Source organism: Enterovibrio qingdaonensis, from assembly GCF_028683135.1.
Lineage (GTDB): Bacteria > Pseudomonadota > Gammaproteobacteria > Enterobacterales > Vibrionaceae > Enterovibrio > Enterovibrio qingdaonensis.
This window is the reverse complement of the sequence record NZ_JAJUBB010000002.1, coordinates 183706-207350: the sequence shown is the minus strand read 5'-3', so window position 1 is coordinate 207350 and position 23645 is coordinate 183706. Positions and strand designations below refer to the sequence as shown.

Below are 23645 nucleotides of genomic sequence, written 5' to 3'. Positions count from 1 at the left end.
TAAGTTACTAGTGACAGACATAAACCTCATTTATTGAATACCCATATATGGGTATCCACATGAGCTTTCGATTGGCTTATGCCTTTTTCATTTTTTGGTGAGTATGGAATCAATTCAACTTCAGGGTGAGCTCTTAGACACAGTCTGGCTAATGTTATGCACGGCGTTGGTATTGCTCATGCAGCCAGGCTTTACGTGCTTTGAGAGTGGCCTTGTACGAAGTAAAAACAACATAAATGTTGCGCTAAAAAATGTCGCTGATTTCTGCGTGGCTGGCGTTAGTTACTGGGTCGTCGGATTTGGCTTGATGTATGGCTCTTCAATTAATGGTTTCATCGGTTTCGATAACTTCTTCTTCGAAGTTAATGGTGAACATTTCCTGCTTTCTTTCTTTTTATTTCAATTAATGTTTTGTGGAACTGCAACGACCATTGTTGCTGGAGCCGTTGCGGAGAGAATGCGGTTTTCAGGCTATCTGATTTGTTCATTGCTCATTGCTTCGGTTATTTTCCCTATATCCGGCCATTGGATATGGAGTGGACTGCATTTTTCCACCAATGATCCCGGGTGGCTAAGGGAGATAGGCTTCATCGACTTTGCTGGCGGAACCGTTGTGCATTCAGTCGGTGGTTGGTTAGCACTCGCTGGCATTATTATCCTCGGCCCTCGGTTAGGCCGTTTTAATGAAGCGGGCAAAGTACAAGACATATTCGGGCAGAATTTGCCGTTATCTGCTCTTGGCACTTTTCTTCTGTTTTTTGGTTGGTTTGGTTTCAACGGCGGTAGTTTGATCACCCCAAATGAGAAACTCCCGCTTGTGTTTGCAAATACTGCACTTGCCGCCTGCTTTGGCGGTGTCGCTGCACTTATTTTCTCATGGCACCTTCATTCCATGCGGGGGATCCGTTATTGCTTAAATGGATTACTTGCTGGTTTGGTTTCCATCACGGCGAGTGCAAATATTTTGTCGCCTCACATGGCAGCACTTGTTGGCTTTGTCGGTGGCATTGTTAGCGTACTGATCTCTCATTTACTCCTTCAAAAGCAATTAGATGATGTTGTTGATGCCGTTCCCGTCCATCTCGGTGGCGGTATTTGGGGAACGCTCGCCGTTGCCATTGTAGGACCACTGTCTGCGTTTGAAGGGGCTACTCGCAGTGAACAACTGCTCACACAAATCGTCGGGGTTCTTGCGTGCGGCGTGTGGGCATTTGGATTGGGTTATCTTGCACTTACATTGATCAATCGCCTATACCCGTTAAGGGTATCACCTCAGACCGAGACAATCGGCTTGAACTACGGCGAGCACGGTTTAAAAGATGAACTCATCGAATTGATGCAGCAAGTTGATGACATGCGCGAACAAAAGAATTTTGAGCGAACGATTTCTTTTGATCGAGGTTCAGAAAGCGCAGCCATCTCTATTGCCTACAACCATCTGTTAGAAGCGGTGAACCAAGAATACCGAGACAGAGAGGAAAACCTACTTCGTATGGCGAACCTAGATCCGCTCACTGGGATTGCAAATCGCCGCATGTTTGACAACGAATATGATAATGAATGGCAACGAAACCAGCGTGAAGGCACCGGGCTAGGATTAATGCTGATCGATGTCGATAACTTCAAGAAGTATAACGATCGATATGGCCATACGTTAGGAGATTACTGCCTTCAGAACATCTGTAAAGCCTTGTCTGACGGCCTGCTTCGCTCCTCAGATACGCTAGCGCGATTCGGGGGAGAGGAATTTGCTGTCATCATCCCTAATACTACCCCAAGCTCACTCCAACACTTAGCTGAGCGATTAAGAAACAGTGTTGAACAACTTAACATCCCTCATGCTGAAAGCGAGCTAAACATTGTGACGGTAAGCATTGGCCTATCCTATGTTTCAACTGCCACAACCAGCAATAAGTCGGCATTTTTTGACGAAGCTGATAAAGCACTATACCAAGCTAAACATGACGGTCGTAATCGTGTCGCGGTGTTTAGAGAGATACGCTCAACTGGCTAACATCCATACAATATCGCGCACTTACTGTGAACCACGTCACATTTACAGGTCGATACAGTAGAGATGTCATCTTCGATCCGTAGGCTAAATATATCTTTACAGCACAAAGCATTAGGACAAATGCCAGCTGTAGCACAGGATTCTGTTCACAGGACCAAGGTAGGCGATATGACAGAGCTAAATAATAAGCTATTTTGTGAAAAGTGCGGCACAATGACCACGCACACACGTATTGAACTTGAGCCTCGCAAGGCACAACCCGACAGTTCAGTGTTCCAACGTGCCACCATTATTCTTTCCAACTCTATGGATTTGATGCTAGGTAGTGCTTATCACCAATGCGACCGCTGCGGCGCGACTTACGGCCACTCTGAATCATTCGGAGGCTTCTAGTGGAGCTCACATCTCTTCAAGAGATTCTGAACAATAATGGCTTTAACGCTGTTATGAAAAACGGCAAGGTTCGCGTCACATTCGGCAACGCAACCTTGCCTGTCACTATCACAAAAGACCTCTCCAACGACACGCTCAATATTTCATATCCTCAATTGATTCAAGTTTTCATCGCCATGCTGTTTCTTGTGCTTTCGTTCATTTCATTAGGGAACGCGAGTTTCACGTGGGCTGGCATTGAATTCGCGCTGGGGACCTATATGTTTGTCAGCTTGATCCTCACAGAAATTAACGCCAAAGAGCTACGACAACACATCCGTCAAATGTCGATTCCTGAAAATTAATAAGCAAGATTTCAACGTCGATACCAACATTGAGCAATTTTGTTCAAGTTTTATTCGCCTTCACACCCTATAGTTCTGTTTAATGGTCAGCAGCACGAAATAAGGGAATCACAGTGGACACGGAGAATCGCTTTCAATTCATCAACAGCCAGCACCTCGACGGGGTGTCGGTGCTTGATGCCAATATGAGCGATTTTACCTATGACAAACACGCCCACGAGGAATTTTCCATCGGCGTGACGTTGCAAGGTCGCCAAGACTTTTTCTGTCAGGGAGCCTTCCACAAAAGTCCTGCTGGCGGCGTGTTACTGTTTAACCCTGAAGATGTGCATGATGGTAGCTCCGGCGGAGATGAAAATCTCGAATACCTTATGCTGTATCTTCACCCGAACACGCTTGAATCTCAGTTTCTTGCGCTGGGCGTTAACTCGCCGCGTCAGCTACGAGTGGAAGGATGTTTAATCAATGATACTGCACTTCGCAGCCAAGCTCTTGTGCTTGCACACACTCTCAAGAACCCCGAATCACGTCGTATTGAACAGGAAGCCGCATTGTTTCAGCTTTCTCATGCCATGGTTGCTAAAGCTGGCAAGCTAAACGAACCACCGCTTTCAAATCGGAAAGATACCTTACTTTTACGCGCAAAAGACTTTGTTCAAGACAACCTCAGCCGAGATATTGGCATTGACGATATTGCTGAAGCCGCGAATATGTCCAAGTTCCATTTTATTCGTCAATTCAGAGCGCAGTTTGGCATTACACCGCACCAGTACATCCTAAATTGTCGCATCAACTCCGCGCGCAAAGCGTTGGAGTGCGGCTCACCTTCCAGCGACGTCGCGCAACGCTTTGGATTCGCTGACAGCAGCCACTTCAACCGACGATTTAAACGTGTCTACGGCATGACACCGAAGCAATACCAACTGCAAACCACTTAGCTCTACCTCTCCGATTCATACAATCAATCAGGACGTATAAATATGTTAGAACTATGGGCATATGCCATTGGCATTATGTACTCGCCCGGCCCTGTCAATTTGTTGGGGTTACACGGCGGAGTACAACGTAAAACGCGTCAAAATCTGGGGTACTTTGCGGGAGTTTCCTCCGCAATGTTTATATTATTCGTCGTCATGAGCTTGTTAGGCGGGTCACTTATTACAGCATCGACTCTGCCGTATGTCAGTGTTGTCGGCTGTGCATACATTTTATATATCGCAATCAAATTGTTTCGGTCGGACGTGTCTTTTAAAACCGAGAGTGCTGATACTGCCCACCTGACATATGTCGATGGTCTACTTCTTCAGTTACTCAATCCCAAAGGCTACATTGCGACCTTACCTATCGTTACGATTCAGTTTCCCGCGGCGGGTATTTCAGGGTTCTCCAGTTTGTTTTGGATTGGAGTGTTAACGGTACTCGCGTTTGGCGCACCCGCTTCCTACTCCATCGTTGGGGCATTTGTAGGTCAACAAATTGAAAAGCCCATTTATTTTCGCATTTTTACCGTGTTGATGTCTTTGCTGCTGGTATATGTGGCCTTCGGCATTGCATACCAGCACATCTATTTAACTTGGTTTGCATAAGCACCTTTGTTTACCCACTGCATAAACAACAAAGCCGCTCAATTGAGCGGCTTTGGTTTCACAATGAGGTCGCGATTATCGTGTCACGTATGCACGAATGAAATCGCTGACTGCAACCATATCTGCAATCGCGATAAACTCTTCAGTGGTATGTACTTTTGACATACCCGTAGAAAGGTTAACCGTTTTAAGACCTTTTTCATTGAAAACGTTCGCATCAGAACCACCGCCTGTTGGCTTGGTCACTGGCTCGATACCGATAGATTCAAATGCCGCCTTGATAGACGCAACATGCGCGTCGTCATCTGCAAGTTTGTATGCATTGTAAGAGCGGGTTGAAACGATTTCGATGCCAGCACCGTGTTTCTCAGCCGCAGCTTCGAAGGTTGTCACCATGTGCTCAACTTGCGCAGCCAGCTTATTGTCATCTAGAGAACGCGCTTCTGCCTCAATGTACAGCTCTGGCATGACGATGTTGGTTGCTTGACCGCCACGGACTACACCAATGTTCGCTGTGGTTTCTTCATCGATACGGCTCAAGTTCATCACACTGATTGCATCAGAGGCAACGGTCAACGCATTGATACCTGTTTCTGGTGCAAGGCCCGCGTGCGCTGGTTTACCTTTGATGGTAATTTTCAGGCTTTGCTGACCTGGTGCTGTTGTGATGATGGTGCCGATAGGGCCACCTGAATCCAACACGATCGCTTGTTGAGATTCAATTTTGCTCATGTCGAAATGCTTAGCACCTTCAAGGCCAAGCTCTTCGTACACAGTGAATGCAACTTCAATCGTTTTGTGTGCTACGCCATTTTCTTGAATCGCACGTACCGCTTCCATCACTGCAACGATGCCCGATTTGTCATCGCCACCTAAAATGGTGTCACCTTTTGAGCGGATAATGCCATCTTCGATGATTGGCTCGATACCATTGCCCGGCGTAACCGTGTCCATGTGGCTGCTAAACAGGATGCTACCTTCCAGCTCACCTTTCAATTTGCCGTAAACGTTAAAACCGTTAGAAATGTGCTCAGGAACAGGCAGTTTGCTCACTTCAAAGCCCATGTTGCCTAGCTGCTCTGCCACCGTTTCGGCCATGGCTTTTTCATTGCCAGATTCACTGTCAATTTTAACGAGTTCGATAAAATGCTCTACGAGTCTTTCTTGATTGATTGTTGTCATCGGTGTGCGACTTCTTTTCTGCAAGATGGATGAACACCTTAAACCCAAGCCCAATGCAAAAGTGATGGGCTACATCAAAGAAAGTGCCGAAACGACCGAAAATCGGTCAAAAAAAACGGGCTTTCGCCCGTTGAAGGTAGGTTAAGGAAAGAAGTTGTTTTTAGTAGCAAGCCACGAGGGAACGCTTATGCCACTTCAACGCCAGCTTCATCTTCTGAAACAATGCTGGTGTCTTTTTTGGACTCCTCTATCCACTGCTGCAATGCAGCACTTTGTAGTGCGTGGTTAGCATAGCGTTGAGCTTCCGCTGACAGTGTCACACCGTAGGTTATAAAACGCAGTATAACCGGCGCATACATCACATCAGCTATCGAGTAGTCTCCAAATAACCAACCGCCTTTATCACCAAATTCTTTCATTTGGCTTGCCCAAATGTCGTCAATTCGCGCAATATCGTTCAAACAGTCTTGAGAGAGAGACACTTTTCTGCGACCACGAATGTTCATGGGCATTTCATTTCGCAACGCCATAAATCCCGAGTGCATCTCTGCTGAAATGGCCCGCGCTTTTGCTCGGTTCGCTAAACTTTCTGGCCAAGCTCTCCCGCTCAGATAGGCATCGTTTACGTATTCACAAATCGCCAGAGAGTCCCAAACTGCGATATCCCCATCTACCAACACTGGCACTTTCGCTGCATCCGAATATTTGGCAATTTCTGCGTAAAACTCTTCTGTGAACAGCGGTAATTCAACCTCATCAAAATCAACATCGAAAGCACGTAATGCCAGCCAGCCTCTTAGCGACCAAGTAGAATAGTTTTTGTTCGCAATGATCAGTTTCATCAGACTCTCCTTTTTGCAATCATCCCTTTGCAAGCAGTATGCTTAAACCCTCTATAGGTTTCTAACGCATAGTTTTGATACCTAGTATTCGAATTGCTGATACAAGGAAGTGGTGCATGGATATCGACTCACTCAGGAGCTTTTTAGCCATCGTTGATACGGGTAGCTTTACCCGTGCAGCGGCTCAGATCCACCGCACACAATCTGCCATTAGCATGCAAGTTAAAAGGCTTGAAGAAGAATTAGGCAGCCCTTTGTTTGACAGAGATAAACGACCACTCAGTCTCAGCCTGTCTGGCCAAAGGCTTGTCAGCCATGCACGCAGGCTCATCGCCTCTCACGATGAAGCACTTGATGCCTTTAAACGGGAAGACACAACCCGCCCCATTCGTATTGGATGCCCTGATGACTATGCTGAAAGTCTTCTCCCAGCATTGCTAGAACAGCTTCGCTATCAACTAAAGCAGAATGTGACGTTTGATATTCTTTGTGCCTCCAGTGTGCGCCTTCGCCAACGCTTAGACAGTGGCGAATTGGATTTGGCGGTTGTTACCCGAGCACCAGATTCCGATGAAGGCTGGCTATTAAAGCATGATAAAGGTGTGTGGGTCTGTGGTAGCGACAAACGTTTAATCTCTCAGCGTCCTCTCCCGCTCGCTTTGTTTGACAAAAATTGTAAATTCCATTCAACGGCCTTAGATGGCTTAGGAAAATTCGGTATTGAGGTTGATCTCCTTACCTTCACAACAAGCGCTTCTACGCTTAAAGCGGTCGTCAGAAAAGGCATGGCAATGTCAGCCATGGCGCGAAGCAGTGTGCCGGATGATCTTCACATTATCGACAACGGAAATTTGCCACCGCTCCCTGCTATCGACATTGTGATTGTTGCTGCGACACATAATCACCCATTGATAACGCCATCGCTTATCTCGACCATTTCCAACGTGTTCGTTGATGACGATAGACAATCAGCAAATATTGCTTAGGGGAAGAGATGGACGTACTTCAGTACTACGGCATTGATTGGCTGGCGATGGTGCTGACCTTTTTGGCTATTTGGCAGATAGGCAACAAAAATAAGGCGGGGTTTTACCTCATGATATGTGGCAACACTTCATGGATTGGTGTGGGCTATTTGACTGACAGTATCGCGATGATCATTGCCAACGTGATTTTCCTGCTGATGAATATTCGAGCCATTGTGAAATGGTCAAAGCCCGAGGAACTCAGCGAAAACTAAAAAAGCCGCCAAACTGAGGCGGCTTTTTCATTTTCTCTGCACGCTTAACGGCTAATGGCTAAATACGCCCCTGCACCGATCATGATAGAACCTGCGCTACGGTTCATGCGTTTAATCGCCTTTTCTGTTTTCAAAAGTTTTGCTGCGCGGTCGGCACAAACCGCAATCAACATGCCACCGCTCATCAACGCAATCCCAGCAAGAACGTTAGCCAGCACAACATCACTCATGCTTAATACGGTCAAGTCCATAAAGGTTGGCAAAAATGCAATGTAGAAGATAATGACCTTTGGATTCGACGCCGAGATTAAAAATCCCTGCATAAAGTCCGCGACATAACCTTTAGACTTGCGCTCCGGTTTCGCTGATATCTCAGCTAACTGAGGTAACGCCTTGAACATCTTGTAGCCCAAGAAAATCAGGTAGGCCGCGCCTGCGTAGCGGATCACGGTAAACAGTTCTGAATAGTTTTCTGCGATGGTCGCCAAACCAAAACAAGCAAGAGTGAGATAAACGAGGTCACTCAGCACCATACCAGACAAGATGGCTATGCAGTCTCGCCATCCTGTCACCATAGCCCTTGCGAGAATGGCGAATATCCCCGGCCCTGGTGTAATAACGAAAATAAATATAGCGATAAAAAACGTAATCGCCCCTTCCACAGACATAACACTTCCTTCGTGTAACAACATTCGTGTAGCAACATTCGTCTAGCAACGTAGACGCCAAGCCCCACAAGGGCAGCGGGAATAAGTAACCTACTTCCCATTGGCTTGGTTACATCACATTATCAGAAGGAATAAAAATTCATGAAAGCTTTTTTCGAAAGGAAAGAGAAAAGACTGGAGTGTCTCATTCATGTAAATATTTCTGGTACTCAAATACCATAAATTCATCGTCAGGATCAGGGTGAAATTCACCCACTTTTTTGAAACCCAGCTTTTCGTAAAAATAGTGATTTCGATACGCCTTATAAGGCGTTAACAGATAAATCTGTTTAATGTTAGGCAGCAATGTTTCAGCCATCGACATCACCGCTTGTCCAACCCCGTTGTTTTGAAAAGCATCTGAGACGTAGATATAGCGAATGTCCATGACTCCTTCTCCTGCATCTTCAATGCAGAGTCCACCAGCAAAGGCGTTTTTATACAGGATTTTGTAAAACTGCTTGTTCTCAATGCATTCATCAAACCAAGTCAATGATTCAATGTTAGGCGGAAATCCGCCGTACAAATTGAAGTCTTCTTGAAAGGCTGCAAGTGCTGAATCTTGCAATAAACTCGCGTCGTTTTTCGTCGCTAATACCAACTGCGTATCGGACATCCTTGCTCCTGTTATCGCGGTTAAACGTGTTTATATTTCGTGGTTTAATTGTTCAAGAAACGCGTTCATAAAAGCAACACGCTTCTCTCCTTCACGCCTCGCGGCGACGGTTTGCATTGTCGAAGGTAAGCCCAGCAATTTGGTATAAAAATGATCTAACGTATAGGTGTAATCATCCGGCTCTCTTTCAGTGCAAAATGGGTCGTTTAACGCATAAAATTGACGGTCAAAACTTGCACCCACCAGTAAACAGCGCGCCACACCGACGGCACCTAGCGCATCCAATCGATCAGCATCTTGCACTATCTTGGCTTCCACGGTTTCTGGCGTAATGTTAGCACTAAAACTATGCGCCACAATGGCGTGGTGGATAGCTTCTAAATACTCTGCCGGATAATTGATGGATTGCAGAAATGCAATAGCTTTGTCTGCGGCATATCTGGAGCTTTCTTTTCTTTCAGGATGGTTTTTAGGAAAAGTGAAACAATCATGTAAATAAGCAGCAGGAAGCACAATCGCTTTGTTGGCGTTTTCACGCTCACAAAGCGATTCGGCGGTTTTTACAACACGGAGAATATGACTCGTATCATGCGCCGTATCCGTGGTCATTTCTTTTTCAATAAACGCGAGGCAATTGGAGGCTAAGTTATCTAAGTGTTCCACTGGTTATCTCTTATCGGTGTCGAGTTCTCTTTATATATCAACTTAGTACAGTGCTCTTGCCTTCGCTTGAAAAAGCATAACGATTTTTACCCATGGCTTTTGCTTCGTACATTGCTTTGTCAGCCTGATCGATGACATCTTTCAACGACGTTGTATCATCACGGTCCCAATAACGAATACCAATACTCGCACTCACCCTTGGGCGCACACCTTCTACCATGACCACTTCATTCAGTTTCTTAACCAGTCGCTCCAAAATATGGTCAACTTTGGCACGCCCTCGAATACCGATAACAAACTCATCTCCGGCTAACCTCGCGACCAAATCGTCGCTAGAAACACACCCTTTAAGGCGTTTCGCAACAACTTTAAGCAGTTCATCGCCCACATGATGACCATATTGGTCATTCACATTCTTAAATCCATCAAGATCGACGAATAGGACATGCATGTCTTGTCCAAGCTCGTGAGCCTGCGTGAGTACCGTCATCGCATGCGTGCGGTTCGCCAACTGAGTAAGAGGATCGTGGTGAGCCATATGATTTAGTCGTTTGAGTTCTAGCTTCGTCGTTAAATCAAAGATGGAAATAACAAACGCTTCGACCTTTCCATTTCTATTGGTGACGGTTCTCGCAACAATCCTGCAAGGAAGAATATTCCCTGACGCCCCAATCAATGTCGACGTCCATGTGTACGACCCTTTCAATAGCAGTTGTTTTAGCTCTTTTGTCTTCAAGTCACCTTTTTTCTGTGAAAAGAGCTCATGCCAATATTGAACTGCACCAAACGTTCTTAAACACGTTCTGTTTTGCGCTTCTACCGCTAACCGTCGAGAAAGAACCAGCGTTGCATCCTGGCTTTGGTCAAAGATCAATTCAGCCAGTTTACGCCTCTGCTCCGCCATCTGAAGAGAAGTAATATCTTCAAATTGCACCAGAGAGTGCTGCGCTGATGCCATCGGTGTTGAACGCACTCGGAACAATTTCCCTGATGCACGATGATGAATTTCAACCCCATATACAGGCCTGTGTTCATCAATCGCTTTGGAAATTTCCAACAGTATCTTCGCGGGTTCAAAATCTGCGAAAATTTGGTCGAGATCGGTGGGCAAGCACCCAAGTGATTTCAACTCAAGATCCGCCGCTGGATTAAAATACGTCACCAAATCACCCGGTGCGACTACCATAATGCCATGGTCGATAGTGTCGAGAACCCGGTTGATATAAACACTTTTTTCCTCAAGTTGCCTCAGCGTAGCAACCAGTTGCTTGTCTCGTTCATAAAGGCTAGTCACCATGTCATTGAAACACTGGGTCAATTGACCAAGTTCATCATGCTGAGTCACCGGCAAAGTGTGACTCATGATGCCCAGGCGGATCATGTTTGACATAGAGCGATGCAATGAAGACAACGGCTGAGAAACGAAACCATGAATGGCTCTTGCGAAGAACAAGGCGAACAAAGACAACGCTGTGGTGGCCATGACTAAATAGCCAGTGAAGCGTTGTTTCTCTTCAATCAGCCAGGTTTTGGAGAAATAGAGGTTTAGTGTACCTAACGATTCCGAGCCCAAAGCAATCGGTTTTGACACGTTTTCCAACAACGTCGTATTACACAAAAATCCTGACGGGTGCGGTGCGCAATCGACGGGAAGTCGAGAAAATGACGCAAACTCTGTTCCGCTATCTCGCGTGACTTTTGCAAACACCAAGTCAGGGTCATAACTTAACGCAGTCAGTTGTTCTTTGGCTGAAGCAACATCTTCAAACGCCAAGGCTGCGGTTAAATTACTCGCGGCACCACTTGCAAGAATATCAGCTCTACTCGCAAGACCTTTTTCAAGGTTCAAGCTAACCACATGCATTGTTGCCATGCCGCCGCCAATCACGAATACCGTCATCAGCAACCAAATCGGTAGAATTAATTTTATACGTAAAGGTAAGTTTTTTATAAATTGCGGAGTCATTCCTTTACCTCCCCTTTGGTCACAGCGATGGAAAGCAACTGTGAGCGAAGCGTAAAAGGTACACCGAGAAGATTATGCATATCAATGTAGGGCCTGACACGGTTATTCATTTTTATAAATGAGGCCATTCCACCATTCGCCACGAAGGTTTTCCCGTCTCCTACAAGTAAGGAATCAGGAAAGCGTGTTCTCAATGACAATATCTGTTCTTCTTTTCGGCTTGTCGTAAATATGATGTGGCATTGGTGAGCGGATTGATCTTCATCCGCCAAGTTCCAAAAGCGTGCCTTCTGTTTTTTTTGTTCGGAGATACTTTTTAGATGGTGAGCAACTTCACTCATTCCATCGACGCAATAGTGATAGATACCGTCCTTAACCGTGACATTTTCCCAGTTGACAAGATAGGCAAAACGAAACAGGTAGACCGCTTTCAACTCGTCGTCGGTGAAGTCATTCGCCCAAGCGGACTGCCCCAAAAACAGGCACAACGGAAGTACCCCCCCAATACAGGCGGCGACTATCCGTTGTTTTAAGCGTTTAAAATCTACCTTACGCTTTGCCATGTTTCCTCAGGGTAAATACCAATCGACTTCCAACCAATATTGCGTGCCATTATCGAACGCACTATATGATTCAGGAAACTCGTTGATTTGGTCATTAAACAGGTTTTCGACCGTAAACGTCATTTCTATACCTTTATACAAAGGTTGAATTCCCATTAACAAATCCCAAGTAATCACTTCTGGCCAAGCGTAGTAATCAACATCTTGAAGAGCTTCATCTGGCTCACTGCCTGAAGCATAATGGAACACACTGCTCAACCATAAACGGTCTGTCACATCCCACATAATTTGTGCACTAGCAAAATGCTGCGGTTCGTTTTCATAAGAACGCATTGGTGTATCCGACTTTGAACAAATCGTACCGTGACAATCCGCTGAAATTCGTTTGTAGCTATAATTTGCGTTGATCTGCAAGTTTTCTGACGGTAACCATTTTAAATTGAGCTCTCCCCCATATGTAATCGCACTTAATGGATCGATTTGGCGGAACTTGTGCACTTCCACGATTGTCCCAATTGTTCCGGGTGACGAGTTACCCGAAATCGGGGTTTGAGTTGCACTTTCCCTTGCCCATGCAGGAATATTTTTTTCTTCGCTGTAGAAAAGGTTCATATCTAGCTGGAAGCGATTGTCGGTCCAAAACCTATATCCAAGCTCAAACGTGTCGACAGTTGGAACCTCAATGTCCTCACTTCCCTGATATTCAATGACGCGCAAATAGTCTGCCTGAAAACAGGATGTTGGATTCGCTGTATAGCAAAAAGTAACGTCGCTTAAGTACAAATTGTCATGGAAGTCTGTCGTACGCCCCTCTTGTGCTGGCGTAACCAGTGCTCTACCCCAACCTGCCCAAACACGTTGGTTATCTGTCAGTGATTGCATCAAACGCACTTGTGGCTGTGCAAACGTGTCGTGGGTTAAATTGAAGTACTGCCAACGGCTACCCACCATTAGCTGCAGCGTATCCGTTATTGGATACAAGTAGTTAAAGTAAGCGGCAACGCTCTGATTATCAAAACTAGACTGATCTGCTACGCGCACATAAGGCGATGAATAGTATTCCTCTTCGCTATATGGACGGAAGTTCTCATCGATATAGCGATAGCTTAAACCTACCGTTAGATGACCCCCGAATACGTTGGCATCTTGATAGCTGGTTTCAGAATCGTAGCGTGTGAAATAGGCGTTGCGGTCAGAGCCATCACTACTACTGTGGGTAATCCAAAACTGCTGTTCCCACTGCCTGTCGTCACCAAGATCTTGCAGGAACTTCAACCCGCCAAAGTACTCTTGCGCTAACATTTCCGTGCGGTACGCAATGAAATCCTCACCGTCTTGACCGGGATTAAGAAAGTGCGGTTGATATTGCCCCCATTGATAATCTTCACGTGAGCGGATACCGCCTAGCTGGAAAGAAATCGTTTTATCGAGGTTCTGATAGTCCCCCCGCAAACCAAAACGCTCGGTATAAACACGAAAATCTTGATGAGGTTGAACAATCTCCTGATCGCTTGTCCACGGCATGTGCTGGACAAACTCGGCATAACCACTCATAAAGAGGTTATCGCTCACCTCTCCAGCGTGATGAACCTGATATTCCTGATAGTGATAGTTTCCTAACGCCGCAGACACATGTTTTTTGGGGGCTTCTTCTGCGTCCAAGGTAATAATGTTGATCACCGCATGAACCGCATTTCCTCCCCAAATCGTACCGACTGGCCCCAATACCACTTCAATGTGGTCAATGTTCTCCAAGCTTACAGGGATAAGATCCCAATCGACGCCGGAAAACATAGGGTTGAAAACACTGCGTCCATCAACCATTACCAACATTGAGTTGCTCATGGTTTCGTTGGTGGTTCGAGCGGAAATGCCCCAATCATAGTTAGAGAATTTCGCCACATGCAGACCTGGAGCCAATGTCAGTGCATCAGCAACAGAACGTACGCCTGAACGCTTAATTTCTTTCGACGTGATGACATAGGTTGCAGCAGGAATATCAGTAAGGCTGAGAGCTGTTTTCGTCGCGGACACAACTTTTGTATCGGACAGTGCTTCTAAAGGCATATCCAGTAATTCACTGAGATCGGTCTGCGCGAAGACAGTGAGTGGAATCGGCAGTAATAGACTGACAGCCGTTGTTGCTAGACGGGCTCTAAACATAGGTACTTCCGAGAGCATATTATTAGAATTTATTTGTTAAGATTTCCATTTTTCAAAGGAAATCTCTCTCTGGCGTACCGAAAGTTTATGGAGCTGCTTCTTATTATTTCGCACCAGATATTGGCGAGATTATAAGGGAGTTATTGTCCAAAAAAATATAGCCTTACCAATCAAATTATAAAATTTTACAGTTCAATGGGAATTAATTCACGCTGCGCCAAGAAACCGACTAGAAGTTTGTTGAAAAGTAAGAGAAACAGTCAACTAACCGTCACATATTTCACCAAGTAAATTAAACAACGTTTTTCAATTTAGCTAATCCATATGCGGCGATTGTCACGTTATCTTTAATTTCACCATTTATTATCATTTGCTCAAACATTGAAAGTTCAAAAGACTGCGTAATTAAATCTTCTTCTTCTAGATCTAAACAATTCCCAATGTAAGAAAGTTGGCCGGCCAAATAAATATGGCATGTTTGATTCAAAAAGCCGTACGCAATGTACTGCTTACCTAAATAGGTCATCAAACCCGCATCTAGCCCTGTCTCTTCCCTGAGCTCACCTTTCGCCAATTCAAGATGATCCGCATCAGGATTCGATTCCCACGCACCTTGAGGTAACTCCCAACAACGCTGTTGAACTGTGTATCGATATTGTTGCACTAAATGAATTTTCCCTTCATCAACGGCAATAATGACTGCACAATCTGGCTTATCGACAACACCATAAATCCCCACTGCGCCGCTTGGTCTCTCGATTTCGTCTTCCCTGACTGACATCCAATTGTTCTTGTATACAATCTTAGAACTCAATGTTTTGATCATTTTAAATCTTCACTCATTACCCTATCTCGTTAACTTACATCACATTTTTTTGAATGTCAGGAGTCAAAGCAACCGACTGGGGGTTATGGTCGCAATTCTTTCTAACATGGCTAAAGACTGAGCGTGTTCCTCTTCAGTATGTGCGGCACATGCGTCAGAAATCACATGAACGGTGTAGTCTCGATCATGCGCATCACGCACTGCACTTTGGATCGCCCAAGACGTGCTCACTCCGCACAGGTAGAGGTTGTTGATTTGGTTGGCTCGCAAGACTGCATCAAGCGGCGTGCAATAAAACGGATTGACTCGGGGTTTAACAATGACGAGGTCTTCAGGCTCAATATTTAGCGATTCGTGAAACTCCGTTCCCCATGCCCCTAAACTTAGAGCACCTATCTTGTCAGCTTGTCCGAAGACCGGGGATTGCTTGGGTTGGTCATGATAGTTGGCTGAAAACCCCACTTTGACAAACACAATCAGATGCTCAAGTTTCCGCGCCCAAGCAATGGCCTGATTAGCCTTAACAATGACCTGATTTTCAGCCACCTGCTCCGCGCAGGAAGGTATCTTTCCATCAGGATGGACAATGTCGTTGATGAAGTCGACAACAACTAAGGCAGTCTTCATACAGCCTCCTTCTTTTTCACTTTCGTACAGTATATGCCAGAAGGTAGTGTACAAAGCCCCAATCAAGGTCAATTCAGCGTATGCGACATCTCTTGAAATCGAGAATCTCTGCCGCTCCTATCTTGCCAAAATCCCAATTCATGATATTTTTCGCACCAGTTATTCAACTGGAATAGTGACCATGCCAAAGGCAAGTGATATTAAAAAGAACGCCGTGATTGAACACAACGGCAAAATTCTGGCAGTGAAAGACATTTCCAAGCTGACGCCAAGCGGTCGCGCGGGTAACAGCTTGTTTAGAATGCGTCTGTACGATGTAGCGACAGGTGCGAAGCACGATGAGAGCTTTAAATCAGACGACATGCTGACTCTGGCTGACTTCAGCCGTCACGCGGCGGATTTCTCTTACATCGATGGTAACGAGTACATCTTCATGGATTGTGAAGACTACACCCCGTACCACTTCAACAAAGAAGACATCGCTGAAGAGCTGCTGTTCATCACCGAAGACACCAAAGGTATTCAAGTTCTGGCCGTTAGCGGTAAGCCTGTTGCCATCGAACTGCCTTCTGCGGTTGATTTAGAGATCGTTGAAACATCTCCATCAATCAAAGGTGCATCAGCAAGTGCGCGCACCAAACCAGCAACACTGACCACTGGTCTGGTTGTTCAGGTGCCAGAATACGTTGCCCCTGGCGACAAGATTCGTGTTAACACGGCTGAACAAAAGTTCATGAACCGCGTAGACGCGAAGTAATGCTAAAAAGCCCTGAATATTCAGGGCTTTTCTTCTTAAGTGGCTTATCTGCTTTCTTACTCTCCAGCACCACGCACCGACAGTTCACTGTTTTCAACCAATAACCGAGATGCATAGTCTTTAAGAAGTTGCCAATGCGCATCGTCGACTTCAATGCCATTTTCCCATGCTCGCTTAACCGCGGCCGCTTGCATTTCAGAAGAAATGTCAGGCACCTTCTCTGAAGAAACCTCAAAAGGCTGTAAGCTAAGTTCAATGTGCACGTCTTGAATATCAACTCCGCGATTCATGCCGAAATAAATGTCTGGATAACGGTTCCCTGCATTATGGATATATTCAATACCAACAGGCGCACGACCATTGCTCCAACGCATTCGCACAGAGATGCCCTTACCCGCTAATTTGTTTAACTCTCCAAAGGCAAATAAACGGTTTTTACATTGGTGAATGACCAAGGTCGCTGACGGCGACTGCATTAGTTGTTCGACCGCTACATCCAACAACGCGGGGAAGTGACACAGCAAGCTTGCTCCGTATAAGTTGGCCACAACGCCGTCATCATCAAGTTCAATATCTGGTGTATCCGCCTCAGGGTCACCATCAAGAAACTGAAGAGCCGACACAAAACTTGTCACGCCATAAAGCCCTGCCATTTCCAAATCGACGACCATATTCGCTATGGCATCTGACTCACCACAGCGACGTTGCATACTGTCGAACGCTTTCGCGCTCAAGGTGACGAGTTCATTATGAGATACATACATCTGACTCATGCCTCCTCGACTGGTAACAGCGGAAACAACCAGTCATCAGTCGCGACACCATTCGACGTATCTGACGCTAACGGAGCCCCCTGAAACAGGGTGACACGAACCCAGCGGTCTGAACGCGGATCAAACTTAGTCGCACCGAACATGGCGAGCTTGCAGCGGAGCAGATGCATGGGGAGAACATGTTTATCAAGCACATTGATTTGAATGTCACCCATAGGGCAATTGCCTAACGTCCAAACTCGGCGCGCAATTAGGCGATACTCAGGGTGCTTGAGAAGAAACTGTGCCAACGAGCCCGCATTGTCCGCCTGGTTCAACACCGTATAAAAGCGTGACACCTGACGACCAATATCCAGAGGCAGTTCATGATGTTCTCCTGGCTCTGTCCCTCTAACCCCCATACGTGGTTCTTCTTTGTCGACAGAACGGTACCAAAACCAATACTGACAATTGGCATCTTGGAAATCGATGTCTAATGCCCAGCGATAACGTGATTCAAGAAGCGACAACATGTCTGCGACACTCACACCTGGTGTTAGCGCAACTGACTCATCCGTGTTCATGCTATCCGAGTAAACATCAACGCGGTCTGGATAAGCTTCTAGCAACGAAGCAATCAGTACCTCTTGCGTTTCAAGACTGTAAGAATGTGCCTTCTCAATGACAACTTTCCATACGTCTTCAGATCCGCAGCCCTGAACAATAGCGATCAGGTGAGGAAGCTCCTGCACACTTTGTGCGTTGAGCCCTTGTTGATGCTCATCAATCGTGACTACTTGATCTAAATGCGTTCTCGCCTTCTCCAGCCACTTAATCACTCGTGCTTTTGCATCATCGTCTGTCACACACATTGAGACAGATGCTAACGCTAACTCTCGCTGATGAAGCCAGTTATCAACGACACGAGGGTGACGGATAAGGTACGGAGCCATCCCTAATCCCGTCGCGTTTCCAATGCCAATATAACGTTGCAATTGTGGCGATAGTCGTGCCGATTTTTCACCACCACGCGCATTCGCAAGGAAATGCACCCAGTCCAAACTAAATTGGCGCAGTATGTACACCGCACACATCTGCGCGCTAAATGACAAGCTGAAGTCAACATTGGTTTCCAGCGTTTCGAAATCAGCAATGCCAAACTTACCATTGCCATATACGGCCGTCGTTCGCAGGATATACCCCACGTTCGCGATGGCATGTACATCGGGTTGATCGCCCTGAGAAAGGCTATCAACGATATGTTCAAACACTCGCACGCTCTTGTTTGCACGAGAAAGTACCAACACTTTCGGCGAATTGCGTCCCGCTTCCTGCAACGGCACATTCTGGCGCAAAAGCTGGAGTTCTTGTTCCGTGACTTCCCCATTCACCAGCGCAAATGTGACATCCCATTTTTCGGCAATAACGCGATCATTTCGCTCTTCATCTTTAATCGCATCCGAAAATACCACCAAATCGTACACTTGAGTTGGGGTGGTTAATGTATATATTGCAGTGCCGAATCCGCTCTCTTCGATGGCCCACGTTTTGATGGCAATTTGCCATTTCTCGTCAGACATTTTTCTCAGGAGCGAGCGGACAAAACTGATACGTGTTTGATGCATCGCACCGATACGGTACGGATCCATCACAATCGCGGGATCGCGTAGCTCCAAGGCTTGATCCGTTACTGAATTTACTTCCATGCCGCTCACCTTCACAACAAGGCTACCCTTGAACCTTTCCTTCATTATTGGCGACAGCTATTCGTTAAGCTGTCGCGTTATTGTGTCTTTCAATAAGTCAGGTGTTGCTTAATCCAACCCTTGTGCCTTTGCCATCTGTAGCGCGATTTTCGGCGCGTTCCACAGTGATGGCAGTAATATTAAGGACACCGGCACTGCCGTTATCACGATGAAGGACTGGAGCGCAGACACGCCGCCAGAGCCTAGGGATATAAGGATGATTGCCACTGTCCCCATCATCACGCCCCAGAAGGTACGCATCAGACCATTCGGATTCAGACTCCCACTTAGTACCACACTGATGGTGTACGTCATGGAGTCACCCGTAGTAACGATAAAAATCGTGGTCAGGATCAGGAACAGGATGGAAATCAGCGTCGGGAAAGGCAATTGCTGTGTAATCGCCAACAAAGAAGCCGGCAGATTAAACCCTTCAAATGCCTTGCTCACTGAGCCCGGTTCAGCCATTTCAAACGCAAGACCCGATCCGCCTACAATGGTGAACCAGAAACAGGTGATAAGCGGTGCGATAATCGCAATTGTTGTCACCAATTGGCGAATCGTTCTGCCACGGGAAATGCGCGCGATGAAGATTGCCATCATGGGTCCATAACCCAGGAACCATCCCCAGAAGAAGACCGTCCACCAGCTCAACCACCCCATATCACCGCGGAATGTGGCCATAGGAATGAAGTTGTCTACCATGGTGCCCACGCCTTGCACGTAACCGTTGATGATGAAATCTGTAGGACCAACCAACAGGATGTAAATCATCAAGCCGACAGCCAAAATGACGTTATAACGGCTAAGGATTTGAATGCCTCGGTTAACGCCACTGAGCGCAGAAATGGTGTAAATTGCGATGGCAAAAAGGATGATAATAAATTGCGTCGTAAAGCCATCAGGTAATTCAAAGAGCAAGTTCAGCGCATAGCTGATTTGAAGACCAAGAAATCCAATGGGACCGATGGTACCGGCCGCGACCGCAACGATGCAGCACGCGTCAATCACGTTACCAAGCCAGCCTGTCATTGCGCGGTCACCAAAGACTGGATAAAGCAGTGTTCGAGGTTTAAGCGGCAACCCTTTATCGTAGTGCAAGTGCATCAAGACAATGGTCGTTAAGGTACCCAGAATTGCCCAAGCTAAAAAGCCCCAGTGCATAAACGACTGCGCGAGTGCGTTAAACGCCTGGCGTTGAATATTCCCTTCCGGCACACCGTAAAGTGGCGGTGGGTTTACAAAGTGAGCAATAGGTTCCGCAGCGGCCCAAAACACGCCACCACCTGCCAGTAGTGTACAGAGAATAATTGCCAGCCATTTAAACCCTTCCATTTCAGGTTTATCCATGGCTCCGAGTCGAACCTTGCCCGTACCCGGACTAAACGCCAACGCAATACCAATCAGAAATGTCGCCAATAACAACAATTGCCAGTAAGGGCCAAAGAACGACACACTCCAACTAAAACCTTGGTTAACCATGCTAGAAAGCAGTTCATTGTTGACCAACGCTGTGATTACAAAAGCAGTAAGAAAGCCACCACTTAACCAAAAAACGGGATTATCTAAGCCTAACTTTTGCCATGCACTCTGTGCTTTGGGCTCATTGTTAGCCTTCTCTGAATCGAGTACTCCAGACATTATCTGTCTCCACATCATTGCGAGCTGAGGGCTCCCCCAGCTCTACTCCTTGTAAGCGGGCATTGCTCCCGCACTGCGAATTATTTCTTCGGCTCTAAGCCTGCGTCCAAAAAGCGACCCCAATTTCGACCGAGAATGCCGGCCGTTTCTTCGTCGCTAAAGCCAATATCGCGCAATCCCTTGTAAATGTTTTTCAGTCCGCGGGTATCTCTAAACCACGGCAATGCCGCAGGCCAACCCGCGTTTGAGGCCGAGCCTTCTCCATAATCGAGGCTCTTTGACCAACGTCCGTTTCTCATCCAATCCAACACGCGTTGTGGCTGGTTTTGGCAAAGATCGCTACCAATGGCTAAATGCTCCGCGCCATAAGCGTTCGCCGCATCTGCTACCATCTGACAGAACGCCTCTAACGTGCAGTCACTGCCATTGGGCAAATGGAAAGGATATAAGCTAAAGCCCAGCAAGCCGCCTCGCCCTGTGAGTGCACGGATCACTTCGTCAGACTTGTTTCTCAACGCGCCATGGGCAACTGTAGGGTTTGCATGGCTAATGCAGATTGGTCGTGAGGACAGATCGACCGCTTCTAACGTTGAACGTTCGGCACTATGAGACATATCGATGATCATCCCAACGCGATTCATCTCTTCGATGACCTGCTTACCGAATCGCGTGACGCCCGAATCTTCCTGCTCATAGCAGCCTGTCGCGAGCAAACTCTGGTTGTTGTAGGTGAGCTGCATGATCAAAAGCCCAAGCTTTCGCATCACCTCAACCAAACCAATTTCGTCATCAATCGGCGAGCAATTCTGCGCACCGAAAAAAATACCCACTTTGCCTTGCTGTTTTGCAATGCGAACGTCATCCATTGTCATCACGGGGACAATGAGGTCGCTATTACGCTCAAAATGCAGATTCCATTCAGCAAAGCGAGACAGCGTTTCCCTTGCTGTTTCGTGATACACCAAGGTCACATGGACAGCCGTCACACCGCTGTCTTTGAGTGATTCAAAATAGGCGCGATCCCAGCGGCTATATTGCAAGCCATCAACGATGATTTCGTCTTGATACATACCCTCTCCTTGCACCTAGCTGTGCACAGTGGCTTAGTAAGCGCGTTGGTACGCAGTTTTAACGACGGTGTAGAAATCACGCGCGTAGAGCCCTTGCTCTCGCGGCCCAAAGCTTGACGATTTTCGCCCACCGAAAGGCACGTGATAGTCAGTACCCGCCGTTGGCAGATTCACCATGACGCAACCTGTCTGTGCTTGTTGTTTGAATAAGGTACTGTTGCGAAGGCTTGAGGTAACGATACCCGCAGTTAAGCCAAAGCGTGTTTCGTTGACGGTTTCAATCGCTTCTTCAATCGAGCTAACGCGCTGAACACACGCCATGGGTGCAAACAGCTCTTCTTGGTTGATATCCCAACTGTTCTGTGTGTTGATAAAAAGCGTCGGCCCCATGTAGTAACCTTCATGGCCCATTGAAAGACGCTCCCCGCCGGTCACCAATTCGGCTCCGAGATCTTTTGCTCTTTCCACCCACTTGAGGTTTGATTCCAATTGACGCTCATCAACAACAGGCCCCATAAACACGCCGTCTTCCAACGCGTGTCCGACTTTGAGCTCGGCAATTCTATTCGTGAGGGCATCTACATAGGCATCATGCACACTGTCGAGAACAATCAGGCGAGACGATGCAGTACACTTTTGCCCCGCACCAGAAAATGACCCCGCAATGGTCGCTTCGACCGCGATAGACAGGTCTGCATCATCAGCAATAACCAAGGCATTCTTGCTGCCCATTTCTAATTGGCATCGCACGAAATTTGGCGCAGTGGCCGCTGCAACTTGACGCCCTACTTCGACAGAACCCGTAAAGCTCACCGCATCAATGTCTGGGCTGTTTATTAGTGCATTGCCCACTTCCGCACCGGATCCCAACAGGAGGTTGAATACGCCTGCAGGTACGCCTGCACGGTGAATAATGTCTGCCAATGCAACGGCACTTGCCGGTGTCAGGTTAGCGGGCTTCCAGATCACGCTATTACCAAATGCGAGCGCAGGTGCAATCTTCCATGACGCCGTCGCCGTCGGGAAATTCCACGGAGAGATAATGGCAACCACACCCACGGCTTCACGCGTCACTTCCACGGTGACATTCGGCCGCACTGAATCCGCGATATCGCCCATTTGGCGAAGGACTTCTGCCGCGTAATAGTGGAAAAACTGCCCAGAGCGATACACCTCACCACGTCCCTCTGCAAACGGCTTTCCTTCTTCCGAAGACAGGAGACGACCCAGTTCATCACAACGCGCGATCAGCTCGTCGCCGATGGTGTACAAAATCCGTTGCTTTTGCTCCATGGGCATTTTTTCCCATGACGGCTGTGCACGTTTGGCCGAGGCAATCGCATCCCTGACCTGTGCGCCGCTTGCTTGCGCAAAATTACCCAAAGACTCTGAAATATTGGACGGATTGATATTGGCAACCGTGGTCATGCCCTCTTGCCAATTTCCGTCGATATACAGGCTCTTTTCTGCGTTCAAATCCATGGGTTGCTCCTTCATTCTTTATTGCTCATTGGCACGGCTGCATACACCACCAATTCGATGAGCATGCCTTCTCTGGCTAATCCTGCGACCACCATGGCCGCTCTGTTCGGGTACGGGGCATCAAAATACTCAGCGTATATTTGATTCACTGTCGCTAAATAACTTCGGTCGGTGACGTAGATCAGCACTTGCAAAACCGCGTTACTTTTCACACCCGCTGATTCTAGTGTGTGCATTAAGTTGTCGAGCGTCTGTCGTGTTTGCGCCGCGATGCCGCCTTCCACTAATTGACCAGTTTGATCAATGGGGATCTGCGCGGTATGAAGTGTGCCGTTATGGATCACCGCCCACTCTAAGGGAGCTTTTGACGCAAAAAGCTCTGTTTGTACTGCTCGAATTTCAACACCTTGTTGATTTGACATCGGCTACCGAATCTCTTGATGCACTTGTTAAATTATGGTTAAAG

General features: G+C 46.9%; 24 protein-coding genes. 8 read left to right on the top strand and 16 right to left on the bottom strand.

Annotated elements, in window-relative coordinates; all coding sequences use genetic code 11:
• The first annotated feature begins 103 nt into the window (after window positions 1-103).
• The 5 genes from amt to LRP49_RS03890 all read left to right on the top strand — a co-directional run bounded on the left by amt (window position 104) and on the right by LRP49_RS03890 (window position 4337).
• Window positions 104-2014, top strand: coding sequence for an ammonium transporter (gene amt, locus LRP49_RS03910; protein ID WP_274140377.1), 1911 nt, complete (start codon window positions 104-106; stop codon window positions 2012-2014).
• 168 nt (window positions 2015-2182) lie between these two features.
• Entirely contained in the window at window positions 2183-2407 is a 225-nt protein-coding gene (locus tag LRP49_RS03905) for a hypothetical protein (RefSeq protein ID WP_274140376.1), read from the top strand.
• Window positions 2407-2751 (top strand): hypothetical protein, encoded by a 345-nt coding sequence (locus LRP49_RS03900; RefSeq protein WP_274140374.1) that lies wholly within the window; start codon window positions 2407-2409, stop codon window positions 2749-2751. The genes LRP49_RS03905 and LRP49_RS03900 overlap by 1 nt, the downstream gene beginning before the upstream one ends.
• 113 nt (window positions 2752-2864) lie before the next feature.
• The gene (locus LRP49_RS03895; protein ID WP_274140372.1) at window positions 2865-3689 is read left to right on the top strand and encodes an AraC family transcriptional regulator; all 825 of its coding nucleotides are present in this window, start codon (window positions 2865-2867) and stop codon (window positions 3687-3689) included.
• Window positions 3690-3731: 42 nt separating this feature from the next.
• Window positions 3732-4337 carry a LysE family translocator gene (locus tag LRP49_RS03890; protein ID WP_274140371.1) on the top strand — a complete coding sequence of 202 codons (606 nt, stop codon included), beginning with the start codon at window positions 3732-3734 and terminating at the stop codon, window positions 4335-4337.
• Between the two features lie 75 nt (window positions 4338-4412).
• Here the strand turns inward: LRP49_RS03890 and LRP49_RS03885 are convergent, their stop codons facing one another.
• Together LRP49_RS03885 and LRP49_RS03880 are read right to left on the bottom strand one after the other, a co-directional pair.
• Window positions 4413-5519, bottom strand: coding sequence for a M20/M25/M40 family metallo-hydrolase (locus LRP49_RS03885; protein WP_274140370.1), 1107 nt, complete (start codon window positions 5517-5519; stop codon window positions 4413-4415).
• Window positions 5520-5704: 185 nt separating this feature from the next.
• Complete coding sequence (locus LRP49_RS03880) at window positions 5705-6361, bottom strand: glutathione S-transferase family protein (protein WP_274140369.1); 657 nt, start codon at window positions 6359-6361, stop codon at window positions 5705-5707.
• A 116-nt stretch (window positions 6362-6477) separates the two neighbouring features.
• Between LRP49_RS03880 and LRP49_RS03875 the strand changes: the two genes are divergently transcribed.
• Both LRP49_RS03875 and LRP49_RS03870 read left to right on the top strand, forming a co-directional pair.
• A complete protein-coding gene (locus LRP49_RS03875) occupies window positions 6478-7347 on the top strand; it encodes a LysR family transcriptional regulator (protein ID WP_274140368.1) in 870 nt (289 codons plus the stop codon).
• A gap of 8 nt (window positions 7348-7355) precedes the next feature.
• Complete coding sequence (locus LRP49_RS03870; RefSeq protein ID WP_274140367.1) at window positions 7356-7601, top strand: PnuC protein; 246 nt, start codon at window positions 7356-7358, stop codon at window positions 7599-7601.
• Between the two features lie 44 nt (window positions 7602-7645).
• Here LRP49_RS03870 and LRP49_RS03865 read toward each other — a convergent pair whose 3' ends face one another.
• The 8 genes from LRP49_RS03865 to LRP49_RS03830 all read right to left on the bottom strand — a co-directional run bounded on the left by LRP49_RS03865 (window position 7646) and on the right by LRP49_RS03830 (window position 15732).
• Window positions 7646-8269 (bottom strand): LysE family translocator, encoded by a 624-nt coding sequence (locus tag LRP49_RS03865; protein WP_274140366.1) that lies wholly within the window; start codon window positions 8267-8269, stop codon window positions 7646-7648.
• A 184-nt stretch (window positions 8270-8453) separates the two neighbouring features.
• Complete coding sequence (locus tag LRP49_RS03860) at window positions 8454-8924, bottom strand: GNAT family N-acetyltransferase (protein ID WP_274140365.1); 471 nt, start codon at window positions 8922-8924, stop codon at window positions 8454-8456.
• 30 nt (window positions 8925-8954) lie between these two features.
• A complete protein-coding gene (locus LRP49_RS03855) occupies window positions 8955-9533 on the bottom strand; it encodes an HD domain-containing protein (protein ID WP_274140614.1) in 579 nt (192 codons plus the stop codon).
• Window positions 9534-9624: 91 nt separating this feature from the next.
• On the bottom strand, window positions 9625-11553 hold the full coding sequence (locus tag LRP49_RS03850; protein WP_274140364.1) for a diguanylate cyclase domain-containing protein: 1929 nt from the start codon (window positions 11551-11553) through the stop codon (window positions 9625-9627).
• Window positions 11550-12116 carry a YfiR family protein gene (locus tag LRP49_RS03845; RefSeq protein ID WP_274140363.1) on the bottom strand — a complete coding sequence of 189 codons (567 nt, stop codon included), beginning with the start codon at window positions 12114-12116 and terminating at the stop codon, window positions 11550-11552. Before LRP49_RS03845 ends, LRP49_RS03850 begins: the two co-directional genes overlap by 4 nt.
• 6 nt (window positions 12117-12122) lie before the next feature.
• Complete coding sequence (locus LRP49_RS03840) at window positions 12123-14279, bottom strand: TonB-dependent receptor plug domain-containing protein (protein WP_274140362.1); 2157 nt, start codon at window positions 14277-14279, stop codon at window positions 12123-12125.
• A gap of 292 nt (window positions 14280-14571) precedes the next feature.
• Entirely contained in the window at window positions 14572-15105 is a 534-nt protein-coding gene (locus LRP49_RS03835; protein WP_274140360.1) for an NUDIX hydrolase, read from the bottom strand.
• Between the two features lie 63 nt (window positions 15106-15168).
• Window positions 15169-15732 carry a cysteine hydrolase family protein gene (locus tag LRP49_RS03830; RefSeq protein ID WP_274140359.1) on the bottom strand — a complete coding sequence of 188 codons (564 nt, stop codon included), beginning with the start codon at window positions 15730-15732 and terminating at the stop codon, window positions 15169-15171.
• 181 nt (window positions 15733-15913) lie between these two features.
• On the opposite strand from LRP49_RS03830, the gene efpL reads away from it, so the two are divergent.
• Window positions 15914-16489, top strand: a complete 576-nt coding sequence (gene efpL, locus LRP49_RS03825; RefSeq protein ID WP_274140358.1) for an elongation factor P-like protein EfpL — start codon at window positions 15914-15916, stop codon at window positions 16487-16489.
• A 56-nt stretch (window positions 16490-16545) separates the two neighbouring features.
• On the opposite strand, the gene LRP49_RS03820 is transcribed toward efpL, so the two are convergent.
• The 6 genes from LRP49_RS03820 to LRP49_RS03795 form a co-directional block, all read right to left on the bottom strand.
• On the bottom strand, window positions 16546-17262 hold the full coding sequence (locus LRP49_RS03820) for a DUF3726 domain-containing protein (RefSeq protein ID WP_274140357.1): 717 nt from the start codon (window positions 17260-17262) through the stop codon (window positions 16546-16548).
• Window positions 17259-18947 carry a hypothetical protein gene (locus LRP49_RS03815; RefSeq protein ID WP_274140356.1) on the bottom strand — a complete coding sequence of 563 codons (1689 nt, stop codon included), beginning with the start codon at window positions 18945-18947 and terminating at the stop codon, window positions 17259-17261. Before LRP49_RS03815 ends, LRP49_RS03820 begins: the two co-directional genes overlap by 4 nt.
• A 108-nt stretch (window positions 18948-19055) precedes the next feature.
• Window positions 19056-20627, bottom strand: coding sequence for a BCCT family transporter (locus LRP49_RS03810; RefSeq protein WP_274140355.1), 1572 nt, complete (start codon window positions 20625-20627; stop codon window positions 19056-19058).
• Window positions 20628-20707: 80 nt separating this feature from the next.
• Entirely contained in the window at window positions 20708-21697 is a 990-nt protein-coding gene (locus LRP49_RS03805) for a membrane dipeptidase (protein ID WP_274140354.1), read from the bottom strand.
• Between the two features lie 33 nt (window positions 21698-21730).
• Window positions 21731-23179 (bottom strand): aldehyde dehydrogenase family protein, encoded by a 1449-nt coding sequence (locus LRP49_RS03800; RefSeq protein ID WP_274140352.1) that lies wholly within the window; start codon window positions 23177-23179, stop codon window positions 21731-21733.
• A gap of 11 nt (window positions 23180-23190) precedes the next feature.
• Entirely contained in the window at window positions 23191-23601 is a 411-nt protein-coding gene (locus tag LRP49_RS03795; RefSeq protein WP_274140351.1) for a RidA family protein, read from the bottom strand.
• Between the last annotated feature and the right edge of the window lie 44 nt (window positions 23602-23645).